Source organism: Psychroflexus torquis ATCC 700755 (genome assembly GCF_000153485.2).
In the GTDB taxonomy this organism is placed as follows: domain Bacteria; phylum Bacteroidota; class Bacteroidia; order Flavobacteriales; family Flavobacteriaceae; genus Psychroflexus; species Psychroflexus torquis.
Genome location: NC_018721.1, coordinates 424,037 through 449,480 on the forward strand (window position 1 = coordinate 424,037; position 25,444 = coordinate 449,480).

A 25,444-nucleotide genomic window follows, 5' to 3' on the forward strand; every position below is an offset into this window, starting at 1 on the left:
CATAAAGCAATGAGTTTTAATATGGCATCACCAACTGCGAAAAAAAGAACTAGTCCTAAAAAGAATACATAATCGTCGAAGGAAGTTGTGTTCATGTTAATAGATTTTAAGGATCTAATTTTATATAAAACAAAAAATAATCTGCATTTATATTAAAAAAGTAAAACTAGGATGAGAATAAAATATTTAAATTTGTCGATATGACCATCAATTGCAAAGGACGTTTACTCGATTTATCTACCCCTAAAGTTATGGGTGTACTCAATTTAACTCCCGATTCTTTTTATGACGGAGGCAAATTCAAAAATGACAAAGAAGCTTTAGAGCAAGTAGAAAAAAATATTCAAGACGGGATGGATATTTTAGACATTGGAGCTTATAGCTCAAGACCTGGAGCAGACCACATCAGTGAAGAAGAAGAATTAAAGAGGCAGAGTTCAGTTTTACAACAAATTACCAAAGAATTTCCAGACCTTATTATTTCCATAGACACTTTCAGAAGCGAAGTTGCTAAAGCAAGTATAGACCAAGGTGCTCATATCATTAACGATATTTCTGCTGGAAATCTAGATGCTAACATGATGGATTTCATAGCAGATTCTCAAGTTCCTTATATTATGATGCATATGAGAGGTACGCCGCAAACCATGAAAAGCATGACCTCTTATAAACATCTGGTCACCGACATAATTTCTTATTTTTCGAAAAAAGTTTTAGAAGCAAGAGCTAAAGGAATTAATGATCTTCTTATAGATCCAGGATTTGGTTTCGCAAAAACCATAGATCAAAACTTTGAGCTATTAAATCACCTTAAAGCCTTAAAGAGCTTGAACCTACCTATACTTTCTGGAATTTCTAGAAAATCTACAATCTACAAAACATTGAATATCGATGCTAAAGAAGCCTTAAACGGAACAACTGCCCTCAACATGGTCGCTCTTATGAATGGAAGTTCTATCTTAAGGGTTCATGATGTGTTGGAAGCTAAGCAATGCATTACCTTGTACCAAAAATTAATCGAGAATTAAATTTTTATGGCCTTAGATTTTTTAGACTTTAGAGTTTTAGACATCCTAGATATTCTACTGGTAGCCGTTTTGCTATATTATATCTATAAGCTTGTAAAAGGCTCTGCAGCGATTAATATCTTTATAGGAATTGTTATCATTTACTTGATCTGGAAACTAACTCAGCTCCTACAAATGGAGATGCTAAGTAGTGTTTTAGGAGAATTTATAGGGGTTGGGATGTTTGCCTTAATAGTGGTCTTTCAGCAGGAAATAAGAAAATTTTTATTGATGATTGGCTCAACCAACTTTAGCAGTAAAAACAACTGGTTTCAACTTAAATTCTCCAATCGAGAAAACAAAACGCTCAATTATGTAGACATTATTGTCGAAACTTGTAAAAAATTAGGAAGTACCCAAACTGGTGCCTTAATCGTCATTAAAAGGAATACAAAACTAGATTTTGTAAAAAATACTGGAGATACTATGGACATCAAAGTAAACCGTCCTATTATCGAATCCATTTTTTATAAAAACAGCACATTGCATGATGGAGCTATTATAATCGAAGATGGAAGAATCACGGCAACACGTGTGATCTTACCAGTCTCCAACGACAGAGATATACCTCTAAGGTTTGGATTGCGTCACAGAGCCGCTGTAGGCATAAGTGAAAAAACTGATGCTGTTGCCTTGGTCGTAAGCGAAGAAACTGGACAGATTTCTTATTTAAAAAACGGAGAATTCAATATTTTCGATGATTTTGAAAATCTGGCAGAACAAATTAAAATGGACTTGAGTTAATTCAACTCTTCTTCGTGTTTAAATTGTGCTTCATACAAATTTCTATAATACCCTTCTTCTCGTTGAAGTAACTCTGAATGGGTTCCTGTTTCTACAATTTTGCCTAAATCCATCACGATGATTTTATCTGCATTCTTAACGGTTGCCAGACGGTGTGCAATCACAATTGAAGTTCGCCCCTTGGTCAACTTCTCTGTGGCGTCTTGAATAAGCTGCTCGCTATAGCTATCGACTGAAGATGTAGCTTCATCTAGGACTAAGATACTAGGCTTAGTGACATAAGCTCTTAAAAATGCAATGAGTTGGCGTTGGCCAGAAGACAACATGACTCCTCTTTCTTTGACATTATAATGGTAAGTGTTGGGAAGTGAAGAGATGAAGTCATGAACCCCAATTTCCTTTGCAGCATCAATAACTTGTTTTTCAGTCACATCTTCTTTATTGAGCGTAATGTTATTGAGGATGGTATCTGCGAATAAGAAAACATCTTGAAGAACCACTGCAATATGTGTTCTTAAGGTCGCAAGCTCGTAAGTTTTAAGATCTTTGCCGTCCACTTCTATTTGACCGCTGTCTATTTCATAGAATCGACTTAGTAAATTGATTATTGTACTTTTACCCGCCCCAGTAGCTCCTACAATTGCGATAGTTTCTCCTGGCTTTACATCAAAAGAAATTCCTTTTATGATCTCTTCTTCGGGGATATAGCTAAATCTAACGTCTTTAAAAGAAATATGGCCACTTAACTTTTTGGAAACTAAAGTTCCATTATTCTCTATTTTAGAATCCGTATCTAGAATATTGAATACGCGATTGGCTGCAACCATTCCCATTTGTAGGGAATTGAATTTATCTGCAATTTGCCTTAAAGGTCTAAACAGCATTTGTGATAACTCTATAAACATCACGATAATTCCAAGAGATAGAGCATCTGATTCCACGACTCGTAGACCTCCAAACCAAACGATTAATCCAATAGTAATAGAAGTGGACATTTCTGCAATAGGGAAGAATATGGCATTGTACCAAACAGTTTTAATCCAGCCCTGTCTATGTTTTCTGTTGATATCTTTAAAACGTCTGTATTCTTCCTGTTCTCTATTAAAAATTTGAACAATTTTCATACCCGTGAGATGTTCCTGCACAAATGAATTAAGATTAGACACCTGAGTTCTCACTTCTTCAAAAGCAATCTTCATTTTCTTTTGAAAGACACGCGTGGCATAAAGAATAAAAGGTAAAACAGTAACCACTAGAAGAGTTAGCTGCCAGCTTTGCCAAAACATGAAACCCAAAACGACAATCATCTTCAATAAATCGCTAATAATCATGAATAAACCTTGGCTAAAAATACTAGCGATGGTTTCAATATCACTTACAGCTCGAGTCACCAACCTACCTACAGATGAATTATCGAAGTATTGCTTTTTGAAATTCATCATGTGTTTAAAAAGCTTCACACGAATATCCCTAATCACTTCCTGTCCGAGCCAGTTGGCATAAAAAATAAAGCTGAATTGAAAAAGCACTTCAAAGATGAGGACAACTAGCATTGAACTTACGTAGAAGATTAGGCTTTCAGAATCGCTTTCGATAATTCCCTTATCAATAGTTAGCCTGAGTAAATACGGTCTTAAAACTGCTAGAACAGAGAGCATTATGGCCGCAAAAACCACAAAATAAAACGTTTTCTGGTAAGGTGTTGTGTACTTTAAAAGACGCTTAAAAAGTTTTGTATCGAAGGCGTTACCGCTGTTATTTTTCATTTGTATCACTATATCTTTATCCTATACTGGATATTTTATGTTTGTTAAGACCAAAGCATGTGCTGGAACCGACTTACCAGCTTTACTTCTATCCTTAGCAAGGATAATGTCGTTAAATTCTTCAACTGATATTTTTTCCAACCCAACCTCAATAAGGGTTCCTACTATTGCTCTTACCATATTTCTTAAAAAGCGATTGGCAGTAATTTCAAAAAAAAGATGATGACCCTCTTTTTGCCACTCTACCTTTTCTATATGACAATCAAATGTATAAACATCAGTTTTAACTTTTGAAAAAGATTTGAAATTTTTATGATTAAATAAGAGATTTGAAGCGTTTTGCATGACTTGCAAGTTAAGTTCGTTTTTTACTAAATAACTCCTTCCTACAGAAAACGGGTCTTTCGTTTGGATTATCGAATACCTATAAGTCCTAGAGATTGCATCGAAACGGGCATGAAAATCGTCTTTTACGCCAACCACACTTTGCACTGCTATATCTGGAGGTAATATACTATTCAACTTAAAGGCTAACATTTTAAAATCAAAGATTTTCTGGCTACTATCAAAATGGGCCACGTATCCCGAAGCATGTACTCCTGTATCTGTCCTCCCTGCCCCTACAACGTCAACAGTCTCTTGAAGGGCTGTTTTCAAGGCGAGATTCACTTGAGACTGAACACTAATTTCATGCACTTGTTTCTGCCAGCCGTGATAACTAGTCCCTAAATAAGATAGTCTTATAAGATATCGCAAATCTCTAATTTTATAGCGTGCAAATATAAGAATACAGCTACGACTTAAACCTTAAGCTTTACTTATATTGTACCAAAAAAAATATGTCAAAAGCTATCTTATTACTGAGTGATACTCATGGATATATAGACGATAGAATTTTAGAATGGGCCTCCAAAGCTGATGAAGTGTGGCATGCTGGAGACATTGGAGATCAAAAAGTTACAGATGCTCTTCTAGCCGTAAAGCCTTTGCGAGCAGTATATGGTAATATTGATGGGCATTTATTAAGAAGTGAGTTTCCGCTTCATAACCGATTTACTCTTGAAGGTGTGGACGTTTGGATAACTCATATTGGAGGTTACCCTCACAGATATAGTAAAGATATAAAAGAAGAGATCAAAAAAAATCCCCCGAAATTATTCATTAGTGGTCACTCTCATATTTTGAAGGTAATGAATGACAAACAACTAAAATTGCTACACATGAATCCTGGAGCTGTTGGTGTACAAGGGTTTCACCAAAAGAGAACAATGCTTAAATTTAATTTAGACCAAGGAACCATTAAAGATTTAGAAGTTATCGATTTTGGTAAGCGGGGTGAAAAGACCTCCTCATAAAAACAAAAAACCCCGAATGGCTTCGGGGTCTCAATGCACTAACATTACTAAGATTTCAGGATTATCGCAATCGATCCACAGATTTTACAAGATCTTCGTCCTTTTTGATAGCCTTATTGGCTAGAGCAATAAAAACGATAGAAATTATTGGAAGAAGCATCCCAATACCCTTCTCAGAAATTTCCATTTCTCCAGGTAAACTTAGCGTCCAATATGCAAAAACACCTACTAAAACAAAGTTCAATATGATATTAATTCGTCCTATGACAAATTGAAGTTTTCTTTTTTTGAATAAAAAAATTGTGATGAACGTAATAATAACTGATAAAAAAAACAAAGATATAGCTATGGGTTGAGATAGAGCATATATTTCTTGATTTTTTGAATTTATCCACAATGGCAAGTAAAAACTCAACACACCATTAAGGATAATAACCATAAGCAAAAATAAACTTTGTACTCTTTGTATCATTTGTTGATTATTGAGAGACAAAAATAATAGAATATTTGGGAATTGATATTTATAAATAAAATAAAGTTGTATAATTGCAATGTTTACGATCGACTACTTGCTTAAGTAGTTACAAATCATCAATTTAAATTCGATTCTCCTTCGAAACCATTTTAATTTCAAAAAATATCAATGTTAGAAATTATTGAACTAAAGTCTAGAAAACTTTCAGATTTACAAGAAATTGCTAAAGAATTAAAAGTTCCAAAATTTAGAAGCCTTAAAAAGTTAGATCTTATCTATCAGGTTTTGGACTATCAAGCAGCTAATCCCGACAAAATGAAAGAGATTCTTAGTAAGGAAAATAACACTAAGACTTCAACTCCATCACCGTCTAAGGAAGCCCCTCAACAAGATAGTAAGTCAAAGCAACCAGAAAAATCTGATTCTTCGGATACTTCAAAAAAGCCAAGAAAGCGAGTTAACAAAGGTGAGCCTAAAAAAGCACCTAAAAATCCTTTCAAAGATGATGACAGGTCTAAACGGGAACCACAAAAAAATCCTCCAGAGAAAAAAGAGGTAGAAGAGGTAACAGATGAAAATCCATCCCCTCCACTAGAGAAACAAAACACTCCAGAAACTCCGAAACCTCAACAAGAGAAAAAAGAACAGACGAAACCCACTCCTCAAATAAAGGAGGTTAAACAGCCTGTTTCTAAGCCAACCAACAAGGAGGATTCACAAAAAAAATCTCCATCTCAAAAGCCTCAGAATCAAAAAAATCAAAATCCTAAATCTAGGAATGATAATAGGTCTAATGACAAAAACGGAAATAGAGATAACCGAAATAAATACAAAGATCCAGATTTTGAATTTGATTCCATCATAGAGAGTGAAGGCGTCCTAGACCTTATGCAGGATGGATATGGATTTTTAAGATCTTCAGATTACAATTACTTGTCTTCTCCCGATGATATTTATCTATCCCAGTCTCAAATTAGACTCTTTGGATTAAAGACTGGAGATACAGTATTAGGAGAAGTAAGACCTCCAAAAGAAGGCGAGAAGTACTTCCCCTTGATTAAGATTAAAAAAATTAATGGCCTTGATCCAAAAATTGTAAGAGATAGAGTTTCTTTTGAACATTTAACTCCCCTTTTTCCACAGGAGAAATTTAGATTAGCTGAAAAACAAAGTACGCTTTCTACACGAATCATTGATTTGTTTTCACCGATTGGTAAAGGGCAAAGAGGCATGATTGTTTCTCAACCTAAAACGGGTAAAACGATGTTGCTAAAGGATATTGCAAACGCCATTGCAGCAAATCATCCAGAGGTCTACCAAATTGTTCTTCTCATCGACGAACGTCCAGAGGAAGTAACAGACATGCAGCGTAATGTTAGGGGTGAAGTTGTGGCATCCACTTTTGATAAAGAAGCTCACGAACACGTTCGTGTCGCGAATTTAGTAATTGAAAAGGCTAAACGTTTGGTTGAATGTGGTCATGATGTAGTGATACTCCTAGACTCTATTACACGTTTAGCTAGAGCTTACAACACAGTACAACCTTCTAGTGGTAAAGTCTTGAGTGGTGGTGTAGATGCAAATGCCCTTCACAAACCAAAACGTTTCTTTGGAGCAGCAAGAAATATCGAAAATGGAGGTTCGCTTTCTATCATAGCTACAGCCTTAACCGACACTGGTTCTAAAATGGATGAGGTCATTTTTGAAGAATTTAAAGGGACTGGTAATATGGAACTACAGTTGGATAGAAAAATTGCTAACCGTAGAATCTTCCCTGCTATAGACCTAACTTCTTCAAGCACAAGAAGAGATGATCTTTTACTTGGTAATCATCAAATTCAAAAGATGTGGATCATGAGAAAATATCTAGCGGACATGAATCCTATTGAAGCTATTGAATTCTTAAATGCAAGAATTAAAGACACCAAATCAAATGAGGAATTTTTAATGTCGATGAACGGCTAAAGTCCCTAAATTTATTGATAATAAAAACTCCCCGTAAAATTAAATTTTACGGGGGGTTTCTATTTAAATATATTACCTAATGCCGCCTATGATTTAACTTTGATTGAAAAGTGATACCAAATTAAATTAATAATGTCGCATAAATAAATTGAATTATACTAAGACGTAGCTCAGCACAGGTTTTTTGATTGAGATTAAAAAATAATTAGCATAGCCTTAGTTACAGTGATTATTCTTGATAAAAAGCAAGCAAAAGAAAACGATTTATTTCGACATTATAGGTGAGTATAAATAGTATAAACTTAGTCTGAAACTACTTTATAGTTAGGATCTTCAATAATATTTACTTCTATAATTTCTTCAGCATTTTTCAATAGGCGCCTTGAATCTGGAGAGAGATGCTTTAAATGGATTACTTTACCATTTTTTTGGTAACGCTCAGTTATCTTATTTAAGGCTTCTATAGCAGACATATCTACAACTCTGCTTTCTTTAAAATCAATGACCACCTCATCTGGATCATTAGCAACATCAAACTTATCAGAAAAAATAGTTGTAGACCCAAAAAATAACGGTCCATAAATCTCGTAATGTTTTACGCCGTCTTTATCAATACTTTTTCTAGCTCGTATTCTAATCGCATTATCCCAAGCGAATACCAATGCTGCAATAATGACTCCTACAAGAACTGCTAGAGCTAAATTATGAAGTATAACTGTGACTAAAGTAACAAGAACCATGACCAAAATATCGGACTTTGGCATGCGTTTCAGTGTTCTTAAGCTTGCCCATTCAAAAGTACCTATGGCCACCATGATCATAAGTCCGGTTAGGGCTGCCATAGGAAGTTGCTCTATTATACTAGCTCCAAACATTATAAAGGCAAGTAAAGCGACTGCCGCAATAATTCCAGATAACCTTGCTCTTGCACCGTTGGAAATATTGATTAAACTTTGACCAAGCATTGCGCACCCCCCCATTCCAGAGAAAAAACCAGATATAATGTTGGCACTACCTTGAGCAATAGCTTCGCGATTCCCATTACCACGGGTTTGTGTGATTTCGTCGACAATATTTAGCGTTAATAAGCTTTCAATAAGACCCACACCTGCAATGATAGCAGAATAAGGTAAAATTATTAATAAAGTCTCGAAAGAAAGAGGAACTTGTGGGATATGAAACGGAGGAAAACCACCGCCAATAGAAGCTAAATCTCCAACGGTATTGGTCGAAATTTCTCCAAAATACACTATTCCAAAAACAACAAGTATGGCGACTAAAGAGGCAGGCACGGCTCTAGTGAGCTTAGGTAATAGCCAAATAATAAGCATCGTTAATACAACAAGACCTAAAAGAATAAACAAGTTACTTCCGGTTAACCAGGCTCCAGAAGCATCCTTGAACTGGTCTAACTGTGACATAAATATTATAATTGCAAGGCCATTCACAAAACCAAAAATTACTGGATGAGGCACTAAACGCATCAACTTACCTAGTTTTAATAATCCTGCAAGCGCTTGAATTATTCCTGCAAAAATAACAGCAGCAAAAATATATTCAACTCCGTAGTCCATAGATAGTGTTACTAGAACAACGGCAATTGCACCAGTAGCACCAGAAATCATCCCTGGTCTACCTCCAAATATGGAAGTAACCAGTGCCATTACAAATGAGGCATACAAACCTGTAAGTGGAGATAAACCTGCGATTAAGGAAAAGGCAACAGACTCCGGAATAAGAGCCAAAGCAACCGTTAAACCAGACATAATTTCAATTTTGTAATCTACTTTTTGCCTAAAATCAAATAAATTTAATAACTTTTTCATCAGTGTTGCGTGCTTGAATTAAAATACTCCTAATTGATTACGAAATAAAGTTAGATAAAAGACAAAATCTTCCATTGGAGCTAACGGTATTTACAGTCGTAAAAAGTTTGCAAATGTAGAATTAAAATTCCGACTGATGGAAAGGATCAGCTTTAATTCACATTCTAGAAAAAAAGGATTTAACACGCTGAATTACAGTAATTTATTTTTGTTTAAATTGATTCAAGGGACTTATAATTTCGATATCCTGAAATTGAATAGCAGCTCTAACGATTGAGTTGATCGATTCTTGTAAAGCTTTTATAATATGTGATTTCAATTCATTTTTATGATGAACCAAACTTATCTCTCTAGAGGGATATGGTTTTTTAAAAAACTTCACATATTTTTGTTTTTCATCTTTCAAATCTAGGGTATGTAAATAAGGAAGCAATGTCATGCCAAGTCCTTCGTCTGATAGTTTTATCAAGGTTTCAAAACTACCACTTTCAAGATAGAATCGTTTTTGATCCGGATGGTTTTGGACGCTCTTACAAAGGTTAAGAATATTATCTTTAAAACAATGTCCATCTTCTAGGAGCAAAACTTCATCTACATCTAAGTCATCTACAACTATTTCTTTTTGATTAAATAACCTATGCGACTCTGGTATATAAGCCATGAACGGCTCGTAATATATGGGTTTTTCGATAATTTTTTCATTGCCAAGTGGAGTTGCAGCAATCCCTGCATCTAGATGACCATCAATGAGTTTGTCCACGATCACATCCGTATGAAGTTCTTCAATTTTCAAATTGATTTTAGGATACTTTTTTACAAAATTATTGAGAAACATGGGTAACAACGTCGGCATAACTGTAGGGATAATTCCTAGCTTAAATTCTCCACCCACAAAGCCCTTTTGTTGATCTACTATATCTTGTATCCTTACACTTTCATTGACGATATTTTTGGCCTGCTCAATAATTTTCTCCCCAACAGGAGTTAGCTTTATGGGCTTTTTGGTTCTATCAAAAATTTTTACATTCAATTCTTCTTCTAGCTTTTGAACTTGCATACTTAAGGTAGGCTGAGTTACAAAAACCTTTTCTGAAGCTTTGGTGAAATTTTTATATTCCGCTACAGCGAGAACATACTTCAGTTGTGTAATTGTCATTAGTAAGTTGTTTTATGTAAAAATACAATTCTACTAGAAAATCTAATACATGTATAGGATTTGTTAATAAATAAATGTGAAAATTTCTAATAAGGGTCTACGTTAATAACCACCTTAACTGATCGAAATTGAGCAATCACCTTAAACTTATCTACACCCGCTTCAATGTATTTTTTAGAGTTTTTCAAGGATTGGTTTTCTGGGATTTTTATAATAAGGTTTTTATGATACTCATTTCTTATTCTTGCTATAGCTGGAAATTCTGGACCTAAAATATTGGTTTTAAAAATTTGCCTATAATACAAAGCTAGCCAATCTGAGGCTTCATTGAGTTTGTTGAAGTCCCTAGACTTAAATGTGATTTTAATCATCCTAAAAAGTGGTGGATACTTAAAATGCCTCCGCTCATCTAGCTGTTCTTTGAACATTTCTTCAAAATTGTTGGTGGTGACTTGTTGTAATATTTTATGATAAGGATTGTACGTTTGAATTAAAACTAAGCCTTGTTCTTGCGTTCTTCCAGCTCTGCCAGCAACTTGAACCAGTAACTGGAAACTTCGTTCGTGTGCTCTGAAATCTGGGAAATTCAGTAGGCTATCTGCATTCATAACTCCAACGAGTTTTACATGCCTAAAATCCAATCCTTTTGTAAGCATCTGAGTCCCCACCAAAATATCGATCTCTCGGTTTTGAAAAGCGGAGATAATATGTTCATAAGCGTACTTTCCTCGAGTAGTATCCAAATCCATCCGCTTAATCACTTTATCCTCAAATAGAGAATTTAACTCCGTCTCTATCTGCTCTGTACCGAATCCTTTAGTACTCACATCTACAGAACCACAAGCCATACACTTGGTTTTCATTGCAGTATGATAACCACAATAATGACATCTTAGAGTGTTATTATGCTTATGGTAAGTTAGGCTTACATCACAATTAAGACATTGTGGAGCATCCCCGCAGGTATTACACTCCAAAATCGGAGAATACCCTCTTCGATTCTGAAATATAATCACTTGCTGATCTTGGTCTAAAGTTTCCCTAATAGCCTTAAGTAGGGTTTCAGAAAAGTGACCTGTCATCTTTTTTTTACGTTGCTGATCTTTTAAATCTACAAGCTCAACAGCTGGGGGTTTCACATTCCCAAACCGTCTGTTGAGTTGAACAAAAGCATACTTCCCCTCCCTTACATTATTGAAACTTTCTAAGCTAGGAGTGGCTGTTCCCAAGAGTGTTTGAGCTTGAAATACAGAGGCTAAAACAATCGCTGTATCTCTAGCATGGTATCTAGGTGCTGGATCAAATTGTTTGAAACTACTTTCATGAGCTTCATCTACAACGATGAGTCCGAGGTTTCTAAAAGGAAGAAAGATAGAAGAACGAACACCAATGACAATTTTTCCTTTGGTTTCATTCAAAACATGTCTATAAACTTCTACTCTTTCATTGACCGAGTATTTACTGTGATAAATAAGAACTTGATCCCCAAAATAAGCTTGTAAACGCTGGATAAGTTGCGCTGTAAGTGCAATCTCAGGAAGCAAATAAAGGACTTGTTTACCTTCTTGAACGGCTTTATCGATTAACTTAATGTACACTTCAGTTTTCCCTGAAGATGTGACACCTTGCAATAAACAAACAGGATGTGTTTTAAACCCGCTTTCGATATCGTCGTAAGCTTTCTGTTGAAACTGATTAAATTGAATGCTAGGCTTATCTTGATGGCCTTCAAACTTTACCCTATCTGTTTGGACTAGATATTCTTCTAAAATAGATTTACTGACTAAGGCTTTTATCACAGAATCAGACACCTCTGCTTTTTCTTTTAAGTCTTTAAGAGAAATCTGTTTTTGGCTTTGAGCGCTTAAGCTGAAAAATTTCAGTAAGGCTTCCTTTTGCTTTGGAGCTCCACTCAGTTCTTCTATGAGTTTAGGCAAATGCTCTTCGGAACCTAAACTTTCCTTTACTTTTAAATATTTCTTTAATTTCGGCTTGTATTGCCTATTAAATTCTTGATTGACAAGGATTAAACTTTTTTCTGCCATTGCATTTATAACAGGAAAAATAGTCTTCTTGTTTAGTATAAGGACAATCTCACTAATTTTGAGTAAAGACTGTTTTTGAAGTGCTTGTAAGATTAAATACTCTTCATCTGTAAGTGTATCGTTTTCATCTATAGTTTGAATATCAAAATCGGGATGCGGTTCAATAGCAGTTTCACTTTCAATTAATAAAGAACTAGGTAAGGCCGATTTTAAAATTTCACCTTCTGTACACAAGTAATAATTCGCTATCCATTTCCAAAGTTTTAATTGTTCAGGAGTAACCGTGGGAGTGTTTTCCAAGATTTCTTCAATCGGTTTGGCCTCATAACGCACAGGTGGGTTTTCATGTATTTTGGCGACTATGGCAGTGTAAACTTTGCGCTTTCCAAATGGGACAGCAACACGCATGCCTATTTTAAGGTGCTCACTTTCTTGCTGTGTTATAGAATATGTAAATCTTTGTTCTAAAGCAATAGGAACAATTACATCAATATAGAAAGGCATCTCTCCACTTTTAAGAATTAGTCATCAATCCTTTTCCATTCTTGTGTTCTGTACAGAAAAGATAAATATCCTCTTACCATCAAAACGTTTGGATCATCCTCATTAAGCCACATTTTGGCATCGTAAGTTTTTCCATTTTCAGGATCGGTTACAGTTCCATCTTCGTACTTGTCTTTATCTTTAGACAAATCCTTTAAGATCAACATCCCTTCTACTTTTTGATTTTTTTGGTCACCTTTACAATGTACACAGCGCACATCTCGCTTGTCTTCTTTTAGTATTTTTTTGATCCGACCAAAGACTTTACCGTTTTGCTCATAAACCTCTACTATAGATTTTGCTAACCCAGTATTATCATCAATAGTTTTCCACTCACCAAAAACCTCTTGAGAGGATACAAGGTTCCCAAAAAGAAAACCTATAGCATATATTAAAATCTTCATCTATTATAAACTTAGCATTCCATTCATCAGGTCTTCGTCTGCTGGTTTGTCGCAAAACCAGATTCCAAAGAGTGCTTTTTTATAATCTAAACCTTCTATGGTTCCCAACTCCTTATTATTTTTAAATACCACAACTCCTTTAGAAGGTAAATAGGTAATATCAAAAACATCCCCAACTGAAATTTCATCAGAAAAAAACGAAATAAATTTATCTATTTTTGGACGAAAAGGTTTTGTATTACCTTTGGTAGAATTTTGGAAACCTTCCTCCACTGCAGAACTCATTTTCTTACTAGAAATTAGACCAGAAACAATATGAAGTTCAATAGCCATGAGGGCATCCTCATTCATTACTTTTGAAGCTTCTGTCATTTTTACATTGGTATACAGACCTCCAGCGTACATATCCATCCAGAATTTTTCTCTTACTCCTGCTCCGTTTAAAGTTAATTGAGTTTCTCCAACTTCTAATGTGTTAGGGAGGTTTACACCTGCAACTTCAGTTTGAGCGATGGCTGGCATAGTCATTAAAAAAGCCATCATAAGAACATAAATAAATTTCATAATTTTATTATTTAGATTTTCGTTTTAAATTATATAAGGCTCCGTTGAGTTCAAAACCTAGCAGCAAAATATTTGAATTTAACCAAATATATAACATCAGTATTAACAAAGCTCCAATGGAACCATATAGTTTGTTGTAGGCACTAAAGTTTTCAACATAAATGGAAAATAAGTAGGTAGTCAAAACAATTAAAATAGTTGTAAAAAAGGATCCAGGAGAAAGAAAACGGGTTTTCCTACCTTCCCTTGTTCCGAAGTAATATAAGATAGAGATTCCAAGAATCAAGACTATTATCAAAATAGCAAACCGACCGTATCTAGCCAGCACTAGAGAATCTCCAACAACTCCAATACTTGTAAACTGATCTATAACAAAGCTAAAATAAACTGTCGCTATAACAGCAATTAGTAATAGTATAGCAACAATTATAGCAACACCAACTGCTGCTATATATTGTCTAATAATTGTCCTGTTTATTTTGGTATGATACGAAAACTCAAAGCCTGTGAAAATTGCGTTTACTCCATTAGACATAAGAAAAATGGATAAAACAAAAACAAAAGACAGGAGTCCGGCTCTAGGGTTGTTGGCTATATCAAAAAAAATATCCTGAAATAAACCTGAGGTTTGAGGTGGCAATAATTCTTCAAAATAGTTAAGTAATTCTTGCTGGAAATCATCTATAAACCAGACAAACGGTATCAGATTTAGAACAAAAAGCAGAAAAGGAAAAATAGCCATAAAAAAGCTAAAAGCAATGGACCCCGCACGGGTTGAGAACGTTCCTTTGATAATGCCAGAGATATACAGACTCAATAAGTCATACAATGTAAGACCACCTAAACCTGGGAGTTTTAGTTGATTTGACCAGTAAGCTACTCGACTTATAAGTGGTATTTTCTTTAAGGTATCACTTATTTCAGAAGCCATATTATATAGCTTTAAGGCTAAGATCTAGATTATGGACAGAATGTGTAAGTGCCCCACTAGAGATATAATCTACACCACATTCTGCGTAGTGTTGAGCTGTTTCTAAGGTAATACCACCACTAGATTCTGTCAAACATTTTCCATCAATAAGGTCAACTGCTTTTTTGGTTTCTTCAAAATTGAAATTGTCCAATAGGATTCTATAAACCCCCTCATTTTTAAGAATTTCCTCTACTTCTGAAAGCGATCTTGCTTCTACTACTATTTTAAGATCTAAATCTTTGGACTTAAGGTAATTTAAGGTTTTCTGTATAGCCTCTGAAATACCACCAGCAAAATCAATGTGGTTATCTTTAAGCATGATCATATCGTACAAAGCAAACCTGTGATTTTCTCCACCTCCAATTTTTACAGCTTGTTTCTCTGGAGCTCTAAAGCCTGGTGTGGTTTTACGAGTATCTAAAATTTTGGTTTTATAATCTTTTAAAAGTGAGTAAAATTGATGTGTTTTAGTTGCAATTGCACTCATTCGTTGCATGGCATTGAGTGCTAGGCGTTCAGATTTTAGGATGGACCTACTCGAACCTGATATATAAAAAGCAATATCCCCATAAGACATGGAGTCTCCATCTTGCATCAGTTTATCCATCTTTAGGGAAGGATCGACATAATTAAAGACTTGCTCTGCAAAATTAATTCCAGCTATAATCCCTACATCTTTTACCAATAATTTAGCTTTTCCCATGACATTTTCTGGAATGCAAGCTATGCTAGAATGATCTCCTTCTCCGACGTCTTCTCTAATAGCATTTTGAATGATAATCTGAACTTCTTCTGCCAATTGCTTTTCACTAATCATTCTGTTTTCTATTTTTGTCTCCAACAAAGTTAATCTTTTTTATACGGATGACCATCACATTGCTCCTAGTCGGTAAGACCGACAACGCTCAGCTTCAAAACCTGGCCGCAGAATATCAAAATCGTCTTTCTCATTTTGTAAACTACAAAGTGGACGTTATTCCTGATTTAAAAAAAACCAAAAATATGGATATCGCTCTTCAAAAAGAGAAAGAAGGAGAACTCATTTTGAAAAAAATATCCACTTCAGATTTTTTGGTTCTTTTGGACGATAAAGGAGCCGAATTTACATCACTTAAATTCTCCGATTGGATACAAAAACGGATGAACTCAGGTTTGAAGCAATTGGTTTTTGTGGTTGGAGGACCTTACGGTTTTTCTGAAGCCGTTTACAAAAGAGTAAATCAAAAAGTGTCGCTGTCCAAAATGACATTCTCCCACCAGATGATCAGATTATTTTTTACAGAACAACTCTATAGGGCTTTTTCCATTTTAAACAACCTCCCTTACCATCATGAATAAAAAAGGGGCTATCTAAAAAGACAGCCCCTTTTTTATTCAATAAGAAGGATGTTATATGATTAGCATAGCATCTCCATAAGAGTAAAACTTATAGTTTTCTTCTATAGCTTCCTTATAAGCTTTTTCCATTAGTTCATGACCTGCAAAGGCAGATACCATCATTAACAATGTTGATTTTGGCATGTGAAAATTAGTAATCATGCAGTTTGCAATTTTAAAATCGTAAGGAGGAAAAATAAACTTATTGGTCCAGCCAGTAAATTCATTTAGCCTACGATTAGAACTTACAGTGCTTTCTATTGTTCTCATTACGGTTGTACCTACCGCACAAATTTTTCTTTTTTCTGACTTGGCGTTGTTGATAATAGATGTTGCTTTTTCATCTACCTTAATTTGTTCGCTGTCCATTTTGTGTTTAGATAAATCTTCAACCTCTACAGGGCTAAAAGTCCCTAAACCTATATGAAGGGTAACTTCTGCAAAATCAATTCCTTTAATTTCTAAACGCTTTAAAAGGTGTTTGGAAAAGTGAAGTCCAGCGGTAGGTGCAGCAACAGCCCCTTCTTCTTTTGCATAAATAGTTTGATAACGTTCTGCATCTTCTGGCACTACATCTCTTGTGATGTATTTTGGAAGTGGAGTTTGTCCAAGCTCAGTTAACTTAGCTCTAAAGTCTTGGTAAGAACCATCGTAGAGAAAACGTAGAGTTCTTCCTCTATTAGTAGTATTATCAATGACCTCTGCTACTAAACTTTCATCTTCACCAAAATAAAGTTTGTTACCAATTCTTATTTTTCTGGCAGGATCTACCAAAACATCCCAAAGTCTGGTTTCAGGATTGAGTTCTCTAAGCAAAAATACTTCGATTTTTGCACCGGTTTTTTCTTTGTTACCGTAAAGTCTTGCAGGAAAAACTTTGGTGTTATTGAACACCATGACGTCCTTCTCATCAAAGTAATTGATAACGTCTTTAAATATTTTATGCTCAATTGAACCATCTTTACGGTTTATCACCATCAACTTAGCTTCGTCTCTATGTTCTGAGGGAAATTGTGCTAAAAGGTTTTCAGGTAAAGTATATTCGAATTGTGAAAGTTTCATTCCCATAGTCTGATATTTTTTAAAAATGCAAATATACTATCGTGAGATAGGCGATGTCAAGTGTTTTATTGTTTATTTAGCTTAATAAGTTTCAAATCAGCGGTTTTGCTGGATACCAAGTGCTTTTATTTTTTCCCAAAAGTCTGGAAATGATTTTGAAACAACCTCTGGATTTAATATAGTCAAATCTACTTTTATAGCTAAGGGGGCAAATGCCATTGCCATTCTATGGTCTTGGTAGGTCTGTACAGAAACGGATTCCTTAAGATTCGCCTTAGGGCTTAACTGCAAAGATTCGTTGGAAATTTCTACTTCAGCTCCAAATTTTTCAATTTCAGTCTTAAGAGCCACCAGCCTATCAGTTTCTTTCACCTTCAAAGTATGTAAGCCAGTTAAATTACAGGCTATATTAAGCCCTAAACAAGTTACTGCAATAGTTTGAGCAAGATCTGGAGTGTCATTAAGGTCCAATTCAATTTTTTCAGGAAGCAATACTCCTGCTTTCTTTGAAATTAATATAGAATCCCCTTTAAATCGAGTTTCAATACCGAAAAGTTTATAAAACTCTGCTACTTTGGAATCGCCTTGTAGGCTATTTTTTTGGAATGTAGAAAGTTCAAATTCTCCCTGATCCATCAAAGCTAAGCAGCTGTAAAAATAAGATGCTGAGCTCCAGTCTGATTCTACAGCTATAGTTTTGGGTTCAATTTTGGTCTTCGGATGTACTTGAATATGAGATTCCTGTAAATCCACTTCAACACCAATAGATTTTAATGATGCGGCGGTCATCATCAAATAAGGCTTTGAAGTTACCTTTGACTGTAAGTAAATAGTGAGTCCATTTTTAAAAGAAGGAGCAATTAACATGAGGGCAGTAATATACTGACTGCTGACGCTAGCAGGTATAGAAATTTTATCCTTTTGTAGGGATTTTCCATGAATCTTAAGCGGAGGGAAACCTTCGCTGCCCAAATATTTGATATGACCGCCAAGTTCTCGCATAGCTTCTACCAAAATACCTATAGGACGCTCATGCATTCTTTTACTCCCTTTTAAAACAACTTCTAAGTTAGGCAACGAAGACAAGTAGGCTGTCAAGAATCTCATGGCAGTCCCAGCATGGTGGATATCTATCTCATCCCCTTTTTCTTTGAGGGTTGTTAAAGCTTTATGTAATACACGCGTATCATCACAGTCGGATAGACCACTTAATTCAATATTAGGAAACTGGGCCTTTAAAATCAAATACCTATTGGAAATACTCTTAGAACCAGTGATATGAAGCTTGAATTTGCTTATTGATGATTGACTAAAGCTAAGCTTCATTGATTTTCATTTTTCTTGATTTGCCCTCTAAATTTCAAAAAGGTGACTACAAATCCATACACAAAGCCACTCATTATGTTGGCAACAAAAAATCTCAATAAATTGTCCTTTGAAAATCGCTTTTCTACAAATAAGGAGAGGTCAAAATCATAGCCAAACCAGATATCTATAAGGTTATAAATCACAATAAAGCCTACAGCTAGTGTGATGACTGATCGCCAAAATCCTTTGGCAGAAATAACTTTTTGAAACATTTATTTAAGTTTTGGATTATTTTTATGACGATCGTGATCCCGTTTGGTTTTAAGATCTAATTTCTTGTCGAACGCCTCTTGCAAATCAATTCCTGTTTGGTTTGCCAAACATAAGACAACAAACATAACATCGGCTAACTCCTCTCCCAAATCTTTTGACTTATCGCTTTCCTTTTCACTTTGTTCGCCATAGCGCCTAGCGATGATTCTTGCAACTTCACCAACTTCTTCCGTAAGTTGAGCCATGTTGGTAAGTTCATCAAAATATCTTACGCCATGAGAATTTATCCATTCATCCACTTCTAGTTGAGCACCTTTAATGTCCATAAATAATTATGATTTAACGAGAACAATTTTTTCGTTCTCTTTATTCATCAAAGAAATATAAAATTCTCGCAATAAGCTATAATCTTGAGGTAAAAATAAGGCAACATTGACCTCTAGGTTTACCTTGACTAAAATCATATTATTATAAACCTCTATCAGATAGGTAAGTTTTGCAACTCCATCACCTAATTTTAAGATTCCTTTTTTTGGTAAATAATCTACTTTATATCCCTCGGGTATTTTAAGTGATATCACATGCTCGAGATTTCTTGGGAATGTGAAATCGACAGGATATATCCTCGTTTCACCTTTAAAAGGATTCTCTTTTAGCTTTAAAAATAGCATTGGTGATACATAAAGTTTATCACCAATTTTCTCAACAAGTTTTGCTTTTCCTGAAAAATTAAATTCTTCTACCAAAGGCTTTGAAGGGGCATTTAAATTTTTAGTTTTAATATCACTGATTTGATCTATACTAAAGTAATTTTCATAGTTCAGCCTTTTTTCATCGTCACTTTTATTATTTAAAGATCTTCTAGACTCCCAACCGTATTGATCTCGTGAAATTATTCTACAGAACCCACTTATTTCACCTTGAGTGTTAAGTTCTGCCTTCACTTGATATTTTTTTAATGAATTTGTCGATGGAAAAATATCCAGCGCTTGGAATCCATTAGGTTTAATTAGTGTCCCCTTCCAGTTTAAAGCACGACTTGGTAAAATATTTGGAGAAGCAAATTCATCTGTTGCATCTAATAAATATATTTCTCCTTTAATATTGACATGAGTAAATACATAATTTAAACCCGATATAGTGGGGAATAATGGAATGCCATTGGATATTGTACTAGATAATACGGGATTAGCATCTAGGTTAGCCTCCCTCAACATAGCTGTTAGCATAATGTTAATATCCGCTGAATTCCCTACACCCTCGCCGTATATTTTATTGAGCTTATTACTAGTATATCGCCTCTCTTCATCATTCCAAGTCATTTTATTTTTTACAAAATTAAAAACAGCAATCATCTTATCTTTAGGAAGACTCTTATCTTTCAGAATAGAGTCAAGATCATTCTTAAAATATCTTGTTCTAGAAATTTCTTTTTTATATGTATCCGTTTCACTTAAGGTTTTAACCACATCATCCCAGGTTTGGGAGACGACTTTAAACGGTTCTAGCAGTCGATTTTTATAGGATGATAGCTCGTAGCCTACGGATGGAAAATAGTTTGAAATTTTGTTTACATAGGGTTCGTTCTCAATTTTAGGCAAATTAGTTCCAACATATGTAATTTCTCTAATAGGAGTATCTAGGTTTGTTCCTTCATATTTTACGTATAACGAGCCTTTTTTAACTTTATCTATGGTTTCAAAAGGATAATAGCCTTTAGTTCTAACATTGTAAGCCAAGTAATCTATCGGTATACTTGTTTTATATTCAGAATAACGAGTTGGTATACTATTTTGAAAAATCCAGTTTGACAACTTACTGATATGTGGGGAATCAATTGAGTAGGAATACTGAAGGATTACACCATCTTGAACTTTAGGTAAAGTGAATTTTTTAGCTTTCCAAAACTCGCTTAAATCCACATCAAAGATATCGCTCTCTTCTAATTCTTCCTTTTCAATTTTACCATCTTTTTCATAGTAAACAGCACCCTTAATATTAGATAATGTTTCTTTGTCTGGGTTTCGTTCTCCAATATAGTAGGGAAGTTGAACATTGGCTTGACTATAGCCTTCTTTGGTATATATTTTTATCCTTTTGACTACCACAAATTTATATTCCCAAGAATTCATGATAGAAAAAGAAATTTCTCCTTTGTTATAAAGAACTTCAGCTGAGGTGGTCGAGTCTAGAGTGCTTTGGGTTTCCCTCAACATGTCTAAGGTAATATCTTCAAGGGTCTTGGTCTGAGAAAGGGCAAGATTAAAATAAAATAAAACTAAAAATGATGTATAAATTAATTTCACGTTTAAAAGATCTAATTGGAGTTGTAATTATAGATTAGTAAAATTTGCTTTTCAATTGATAGACACTAAATTTAGATTTTAACTAAGAACATAGCACTCTATCTATAAATATATATAAATTAAAAAATCATCTCAATTTATAAATCTCCATAGACATAAACTAAAGTAAATTCAAGGATAGATAAACACAAAAATCATTGGATTTATCGCTCCTTTTCCCCTGTGATACCCCTCCGTAATAAAACCTTGAACGATTGGAGTTTATAAATTTATCGAATTGTACTTGAGCCCCTTTAATGTCCTTAACTAGTTATGATTTAACGAGAACAATTTTTTCATTCTCTTTATTCATTAAGGAAATATAAAATTCTCTCAATAAGTTATAATCCTGTGGTAAAATTAGCGACGCATTGATTTCATGATTAACCTTTACTGAAATTATATTGTTATATTCTTCTATCAAATAAATCAATTGCGCAACACCACCTCCCAATTTTAAAATTGCTTTTTCTGGTAAATAATCTACTTGATAGCCTTCAGGAATTTTAATAGTAATAAAATGTTCTACATTTCTTGGAAAGGTAAAATCGATTGGATATACCCTTTCTTCTTCTTTAAAAGGATTCTCTTTCGATTTTAAGAATAACATTGGAGATAAATAAAGTTTATCTCCAATTTCCTCAACGAATTGCTCTTTTCCAGAGAAATTAAAACCTTCTAATAATGGTTTCGAAGTGTCTTTCAGATTTGAATTTGATATCTCTTCAATTTTGTTGACACTATAGGCACTCTCATATTTCAATTTTAATTCATCATTGCTTTTATTATTTAAAGATCGTCTAGATTCCAAACCATATTGATCCAAAGAAATTATTCTGCACATTCCATTCACTTCTCCTTTTAATGTAAGTTCTGCTTGCACTTGGAATTTTTTAGTTGAACGAGTAGAGGGAACAAGGTCTAAAGGTTGAAATCCGTCTGATTTAAGAATAGTTCCTGTCCAGTTAAGGGCACGCTTAGGCAAAATATTTGGAGATGTATATTCATCTGTCGCATCTAAAAGATAAATTTCACCATTGATATTGACATGAGCAAATACATAATTAAATCCTGATATAGTTGGAAAAAATGGAATGCCATTAGATATTGTACTAGACAGGACTGGATTAGCATCCAAATTAGCCTCTCTTAACATTGCTACTAGCATAACATTAATATCTGCTGAATTCCCTATACCCTCTTCATAAACTTTATCTAACTGATCACTCGTGTATCTTCTTTCTTCATCATTCCAGGTCATCTTATCCTTTACAAAATTGAAGATTGTATTCATTTTATCTTTTGGAAGAGTCTTGTCTTTTAGTATAGCTTTTAGATCATTTTCAAAATAATTTGATCTTGAGATTTCTTTTTTATAAGTGTCTGTATCACTTAATGTTTTTGCCACATCATCCCAGGTTTTTGAGACTGACTTATTAGCTTCATGCTGGCCAGTTTTATAAGACGATAACTCATAACTAATAGAAGGTAAATAGTTTGAAACATTATTAACAAAGGACTCATTTTCAATTTTAGGTAGATTTGTACCAATATGCTTAGACTCTTTTATTGATGTCCTCGCTCGAAATCCTGCTAATGAACTCTCCTTTATATCGCTGAAAGTTTCAAAGGGATAGTAGCCTTTTGTTTTTATACTATAGGCTAAATACTCCCCTGGGATTCTTGTTGCATATTCAGAATACCGTGTCGGTATAGTATTTTGGAATACCCACTTTGGTAGATTGAAAATATTTGGAGAATTTATAGTATAAGAATATTCAATAATAACACCATCTTGAATTTTAGGCAAAGTAAATTTTTTAGCTTCCCACTTTTCGCTTAAATCCACATCAAAGATATCTCGATTTCTTAGTTTTTCCCGTTCAATTTCTCCATCCTCCTCATAGTAAACATAGCCATCTATCTTGGATACAGATTCTTTATCTGCATTTTTGTCCCCTATATAATACTGGATTTGGACATTGGCTTGATTATAACCTTCTTGACTGTATATCTTTATTCTTCTAATGACCTCAAATTGATATTCCCAAGAATTCATTATAGAAAAGGATATTTTTCCTTTTTCATAAAGGACTTCAGCAACCGCAGAAGAATCTGAAGGGCTTTGGGTTTCCCTCAGCATTTCTAATGTAATATCCTCAAGTTCCTGAGATTGAGAATAACCAAAATTGAAAGCAAGTAGAGTAAATAATGATGCGAAAATTAATTTCATTTTTAAAGTTTTTAAAATTTGGTATATAGAAAGGTTAGGTTAATTTTAGACTTAATTTAGTGTTGTCATACTTCGAAATTTGTGAAAAGAATTCAACAAATTTTTCGTAATCAGATTTTTGATAATTATTCTTATTCAACTTAAAGTATCTTTTTACGATTAACACATTGCCCTTAAGTTCAAAACTTAGTTGATAGGAACCAAACTCGGAGTCTAAACTAATATCTTTAAACTCAGTGTCTACTGTGAGGTTTTCTAAATTGAAAGTGAATTCATCCTCGTCGACGAATCCTCTTGATACATTAAATGGAGTTTGTCTTACTTTATAATTAGGAAGATTAACTTGAAATTTATTAAACGGATTAACATCTAGAATAAGATCATTCCCATAAATTTTGACATAGTTATCTGCTTTAAGTTTAACCTTCTCAAAGAAGGTCACGTCTTCTTTATTGTTTGAAAATTGATGACTTATCAATGTCATTTCCTTTAGGTTATCCCAATACGACAAATAATGTGAGTTTATATCTTTCTCATTTTTGACGTAAAGACTGTATCTGTTGTTATATTGTGTACCTCTGGTCTTAATTTTTACATCAGCAGTAATTGCCTTTTCAATAATATTTATTTCTGCTGTGGTTTTTTGGTAGTTATCTATTTCTGTATAGGCTGGAGTTCGTAATATTTCTCCCCCACTAGGTTTTACAGCCAAAACTTTTCTATCGTCTGTAAAGGTGCCTAAAAAATTGAAGGGGATATCTTGGCTTGTACATTCCAGCCAAATATCTTCTTCATTTTCTTGAGGTATATTTAGAATAACATGATCCCCCTGCATAGAAGTAAAATCTTCTGATATATCTTGAATTTCAGAACCGGAATAAACAACGCAATAATTAGATTCAATATCGACCAGATTGAGTAAAGCCTTTGTATAATTCGTCAAGCCTTTACAGTCCCCATACTTTTTATCATCAACTTCTTCTGCTGAGATTGGCTTCCAACCTCCTAAACCAATTTGAACACTTATATATCTCGTATTATTTTGGACATACTCATATATTGCCTTAGCCTTTTCTCTTGTAGTTTCAAGGTTTTGAGTAAGTAATTTAATTTCGGAAATTGTAGATTCTGGAAGTTGATCTAAGCCTTTAAGTAAATTTTCGTGTTGCCATAGACCTAATTCCTTCCAATTGCTCACCTCTCCTCTTTCCCCTGCAAGCTCAAACGTTTGTAAAGCAAACATAACCTTTGGTGTAAATGTTTCAAATGAAGGGCTATAAACTTCTCTAGATACAGACGGCAAATTAGAAACTGAATAGGTTAGTAAATTAGGGTTGTCGTTTTCTATCGAAACCTCTTCCATAAACCCATTTTCTGAAGATCTCAAAACAATTTCAGACTTGTTTTCTATTTGGAAGGTCGATGACTTAATAGACTGATAATAATCGACATAAGGAGTAAAACTTTTTATAAAAGCTGTATTACTTGTCTTAATTTCTTTTTCAAAATGAATGGTAACAGGGTAACTTACAGGTGTATACTCGAGGTATTTAACTCTATCATCTGTATATAAACTAACTGAACCTACAGCACTAACATCCATAAAATCCCTCTCTTTAAAAGTTTCGATTTCAGAACCTAAAGCATCATAAATTGTAACTTCTAAGTTTCTAATCTTAGTGGATTTATTATAGAAAGCATAAGCATCTAAAGCTGACATCCCTTTTTCATTAAGGATAGTTATTATTTTATCCTCGCTTATGGTCATATCATCATAGTCATCTATAATGACTCGAATGTCTTGTTGAATAATAACTGAATTGGATTTTTCTATCAACTCAGCAGTTAGATTTGCTATCGAATATTTTTCTTGTGCACTGGAAATAAATATCACAAAAAAAGATGCTAGGAATAAAGTATTTTTCATATCAATCAAAAATATAAAAAATTCTTAAAGTTTCTA

General features: G+C 34.1%; 22 protein-coding genes. 5 read left to right on the forward strand and 17 right to left on the reverse strand.

Translation table 11 applies throughout. From position 1 onward, the window contains the following. Positions 1-200: 200 nt before the first annotated feature. Both folP and cdaA read left to right on the forward strand, forming a co-directional pair. Entirely contained in the window at positions 201-1,028 is an 828-nt protein-coding gene (gene folP, locus P700755_RS01840; RefSeq protein ID WP_015023048.1) for a dihydropteroate synthase, read from the forward strand. A 6-nt stretch (positions 1,029-1,034) separates the two neighbouring features. After that, entirely contained in the window at positions 1,035-1,811 is a 777-nt protein-coding gene (gene cdaA, locus P700755_RS01845; protein WP_015023049.1) for a diadenylate cyclase CdaA, read from the forward strand. Here cdaA and P700755_RS01850 read toward each other — a convergent pair. After that, a complete protein-coding gene (locus tag P700755_RS01850; protein ID WP_015023050.1) occupies positions 1,808-3,577 on the reverse strand; it encodes an ABC transporter ATP-binding protein in 1,770 nt (589 codons plus the stop codon). The genes cdaA and P700755_RS01850 overlap by 4 nt on opposite strands. Positions 3,578-3,598: 21 nt before the next feature. Next, a complete protein-coding gene (gene truA / locus P700755_RS01855; protein ID WP_015023051.1) occupies positions 3,599-4,333 on the reverse strand; it encodes a tRNA pseudouridine(38-40) synthase TruA in 735 nt (244 codons plus the stop codon). 83 nt (positions 4,334-4,416) lie between these two features. On the opposite strand from truA, the gene P700755_RS01860 reads away from it, so the two are divergent. Continuing rightward, a complete protein-coding gene (locus P700755_RS01860) occupies positions 4,417-4,932 on the forward strand; it encodes a metallophosphoesterase family protein (protein WP_015023052.1) in 516 nt (171 codons plus the stop codon). Between the two features lie 61 nt (positions 4,933-4,993). Here the strand turns inward: P700755_RS01860 and P700755_RS01865 are convergent, their stop codons facing one another. Continuing rightward, positions 4,994-5,404, reverse strand: coding sequence for a DUF4293 domain-containing protein (locus P700755_RS01865; RefSeq protein WP_015023053.1), 411 nt, complete (start codon positions 5,402-5,404; stop codon positions 4,994-4,996). 171 nt (positions 5,405-5,575) lie between these two features. On the opposite strand from P700755_RS01865, the gene rho reads away from it, so the two are divergent. Beyond that, positions 5,576-7,372 (forward strand): transcription termination factor Rho, encoded by a 1,797-nt coding sequence (gene rho, locus P700755_RS01870; protein WP_015023054.1) that lies wholly within the window; start codon positions 5,576-5,578, stop codon positions 7,370-7,372. Between the two features lie 302 nt (positions 7,373-7,674). On the opposite strand, the gene P700755_RS01875 is transcribed toward rho, so the two are convergent. The 7 genes from P700755_RS01875 to nadC form a co-directional block, all read right to left on the reverse strand. Next, entirely contained in the window at positions 7,675-9,198 is a 1,524-nt protein-coding gene (locus P700755_RS01875) for a SulP family inorganic anion transporter (protein WP_015023055.1), read from the reverse strand. Between the two features lie 202 nt (positions 9,199-9,400). Then, on the reverse strand, positions 9,401-10,354 hold the full coding sequence (locus P700755_RS01880) for a LysR family transcriptional regulator (RefSeq protein WP_015023056.1): 954 nt from the start codon (positions 10,352-10,354) through the stop codon (positions 9,401-9,403). A gap of 86 nt (positions 10,355-10,440) precedes the next feature. Further along, complete coding sequence (priA, locus tag P700755_RS01885) at positions 10,441-12,903, reverse strand: replication restart helicase PriA (protein WP_015023057.1); 2,463 nt, start codon at positions 12,901-12,903, stop codon at positions 10,441-10,443. Between the two features lie 17 nt (positions 12,904-12,920). Beyond that, a complete protein-coding gene (locus tag P700755_RS01890; protein ID WP_015023058.1) occupies positions 12,921-13,346 on the reverse strand; it encodes a DUF2147 domain-containing protein in 426 nt (141 codons plus the stop codon). Positions 13,347-13,349: 3 nt separating this feature from the next. Further along, positions 13,350-13,910, reverse strand: a complete 561-nt coding sequence (locus P700755_RS01895) for a chalcone isomerase family protein (RefSeq protein WP_015023059.1) — start codon at positions 13,908-13,910, stop codon at positions 13,350-13,352. Between the two features lie 7 nt (positions 13,911-13,917). Next, positions 13,918-14,841, reverse strand: a complete 924-nt coding sequence (locus tag P700755_RS01900; RefSeq protein ID WP_015023060.1) for a YihY/virulence factor BrkB family protein — start codon at positions 14,839-14,841, stop codon at positions 13,918-13,920. A gap of 1 nt (position 14,842) precedes the next feature. Beyond that, positions 14,843-15,700 carry a carboxylating nicotinate-nucleotide diphosphorylase gene (gene nadC, locus P700755_RS01905; protein ID WP_015023061.1) on the reverse strand — a complete coding sequence of 286 codons (858 nt, stop codon included), beginning with the start codon at positions 15,698-15,700 and terminating at the stop codon, positions 14,843-14,845. Between the two features lie 47 nt (positions 15,701-15,747). On the opposite strand from nadC, the gene rlmH reads away from it, so the two are divergent. Continuing rightward, complete coding sequence (gene rlmH, locus P700755_RS01910) at positions 15,748-16,221, forward strand: 23S rRNA (pseudouridine(1915)-N(3))-methyltransferase RlmH (protein ID WP_015023062.1); 474 nt, start codon at positions 15,748-15,750, stop codon at positions 16,219-16,221. Between the two features lie 51 nt (positions 16,222-16,272). Here the strand turns inward: rlmH and queA are convergent, their stop codons facing one another. From queA to P700755_RS01945, 7 genes are all read right to left on the reverse strand, one after another. Beyond that, the gene (queA, locus tag P700755_RS01915) at positions 16,273-17,322 is read right to left on the reverse strand and encodes a tRNA preQ1(34) S-adenosylmethionine ribosyltransferase-isomerase QueA (protein ID WP_041758575.1); all 1,050 of its coding nucleotides are present in this window, start codon (positions 17,320-17,322) and stop codon (positions 16,273-16,275) included. Between the two features lie 96 nt (positions 17,323-17,418). Continuing rightward, a complete protein-coding gene (locus tag P700755_RS01920) occupies positions 17,419-18,648 on the reverse strand; it encodes a 3-phosphoshikimate 1-carboxyvinyltransferase (protein ID WP_015023064.1) in 1,230 nt (409 codons plus the stop codon). Beyond that, positions 18,645-18,902, reverse strand: coding sequence for a hypothetical protein (locus tag P700755_RS01925; protein WP_015023065.1), 258 nt, complete (start codon positions 18,900-18,902; stop codon positions 18,645-18,647). Before P700755_RS01925 ends, P700755_RS01920 begins: the two co-directional genes overlap by 4 nt. Beyond that, on the reverse strand, positions 18,903-19,229 hold the full coding sequence (locus P700755_RS01930) for a nucleotide pyrophosphohydrolase (RefSeq protein ID WP_015023066.1): 327 nt from the start codon (positions 19,227-19,229) through the stop codon (positions 18,903-18,905). A gap of 6 nt (positions 19,230-19,235) precedes the next feature. Continuing rightward, positions 19,236-21,209, reverse strand: coding sequence for a DUF3857 domain-containing protein (locus P700755_RS01935; RefSeq protein WP_015023067.1), 1,974 nt, complete (start codon positions 21,207-21,209; stop codon positions 19,236-19,238). Positions 21,210-21,519: 310 nt separating this feature from the next. Beyond that, positions 21,520-23,481 (reverse strand): transglutaminase domain-containing protein, encoded by a 1,962-nt coding sequence (locus P700755_RS01940; RefSeq protein ID WP_015023068.1) that lies wholly within the window; start codon positions 23,479-23,481, stop codon positions 21,520-21,522. 34 nt (positions 23,482-23,515) lie between these two features. Beyond that, positions 23,516-25,408: a DUF3857 domain-containing transglutaminase family protein gene (locus P700755_RS01945; RefSeq protein ID WP_015023069.1), complete on the reverse strand. Its 1,893-nt coding sequence runs from the start codon at positions 25,406-25,408 to the stop codon at positions 23,516-23,518. Positions 25,409-25,444: the final 36 nt, after the last annotated feature.

Excerpts from the sequence above, each read along its gene's own strand:
- folP (WP_015023048.1), top strand. The coding sequence starts at position 201 with ATGACCATCAATTGCAAAGGACGTTTACTCGATTTATCTACCCCTAAA.
- cdaA (WP_015023049.1), top strand. The coding sequence starts at position 1,035 with ATGGCCTTAGATTTTTTAGACTTTAGAGTTTTAGACATCCTAGATATT.
- P700755_RS01850 (WP_015023050.1), bottom strand. The coding sequence starts at position 3,577 with ATGAAAAATAACAGCGGTAACGCCTTCGATACAAAACTTTTTAAGCGT.
- P700755_RS01860 (WP_015023052.1), top strand. The coding sequence starts at position 4,417 with ATGTCAAAAGCTATCTTATTACTGAGTGATACTCATGGATATATAGAC.
- P700755_RS01865 (WP_015023053.1), bottom strand. The coding sequence starts at position 5,404 with ATGATACAAAGAGTACAAAGTTTATTTTTGCTTATGGTTATTATCCTT.
- rho (WP_015023054.1), top strand. The coding sequence starts at position 5,576 with ATGTTAGAAATTATTGAACTAAAGTCTAGAAAACTTTCAGATTTACAA.
- P700755_RS01875 (WP_015023055.1), bottom strand. The coding sequence starts at position 9,198 with ATGAAAAAGTTATTAAATTTATTTGATTTTAGGCAAAAAGTAGATTAC.
- P700755_RS01880 (WP_015023056.1), bottom strand. The coding sequence starts at position 10,354 with ATGACAATTACACAACTGAAGTATGTTCTCGCTGTAGCGGAATATAAA.
- priA (WP_015023057.1), bottom strand. The coding sequence starts at position 12,903 with ATGCCTTTCTATATTGATGTAATTGTTCCTATTGCTTTAGAACAAAGA.
- P700755_RS01890 (WP_015023058.1), bottom strand. The coding sequence starts at position 13,346 with ATGAAGATTTTAATATATGCTATAGGTTTTCTTTTTGGGAACCTTGTA.
- P700755_RS01895 (WP_015023059.1), bottom strand. The coding sequence starts at position 13,910 with ATGAAATTTATTTATGTTCTTATGATGGCTTTTTTAATGACTATGCCA.
- P700755_RS01900 (WP_015023060.1), bottom strand. The coding sequence starts at position 14,841 with ATGGCTTCTGAAATAAGTGATACCTTAAAGAAAATACCACTTATAAGT.
- nadC (WP_015023061.1), bottom strand. The coding sequence starts at position 15,700 with ATGATTAGTGAAAAGCAATTGGCAGAAGAAGTTCAGATTATCATTCAA.
- rlmH (WP_015023062.1), top strand. The coding sequence starts at position 15,748 with ATGACCATCACATTGCTCCTAGTCGGTAAGACCGACAACGCTCAGCTT.
- queA (WP_041758575.1), bottom strand. The coding sequence starts at position 17,322 with ATGAAACTTTCACAATTCGAATATACTTTACCTGAAAACCTTTTAGCA.
- P700755_RS01920 (WP_015023064.1), bottom strand. The coding sequence starts at position 18,648 with ATGAAGCTTAGCTTTAGTCAATCATCAATAAGCAAATTCAAGCTTCAT.
- P700755_RS01925 (WP_015023065.1), bottom strand. The coding sequence starts at position 18,902 with ATGTTTCAAAAAGTTATTTCTGCCAAAGGATTTTGGCGATCAGTCATC.
- P700755_RS01930 (WP_015023066.1), bottom strand. The coding sequence starts at position 19,229 with ATGGACATTAAAGGTGCTCAACTAGAAGTGGATGAATGGATAAATTCT.
- P700755_RS01940 (WP_015023068.1), bottom strand. The coding sequence starts at position 23,481 with ATGAAATTAATTTTCGCATCATTATTTACTCTACTTGCTTTCAATTTT.
- P700755_RS01945 (WP_015023069.1), bottom strand. The coding sequence starts at position 25,408 with ATGAAAAATACTTTATTCCTAGCATCTTTTTTTGTGATATTTATTTCC.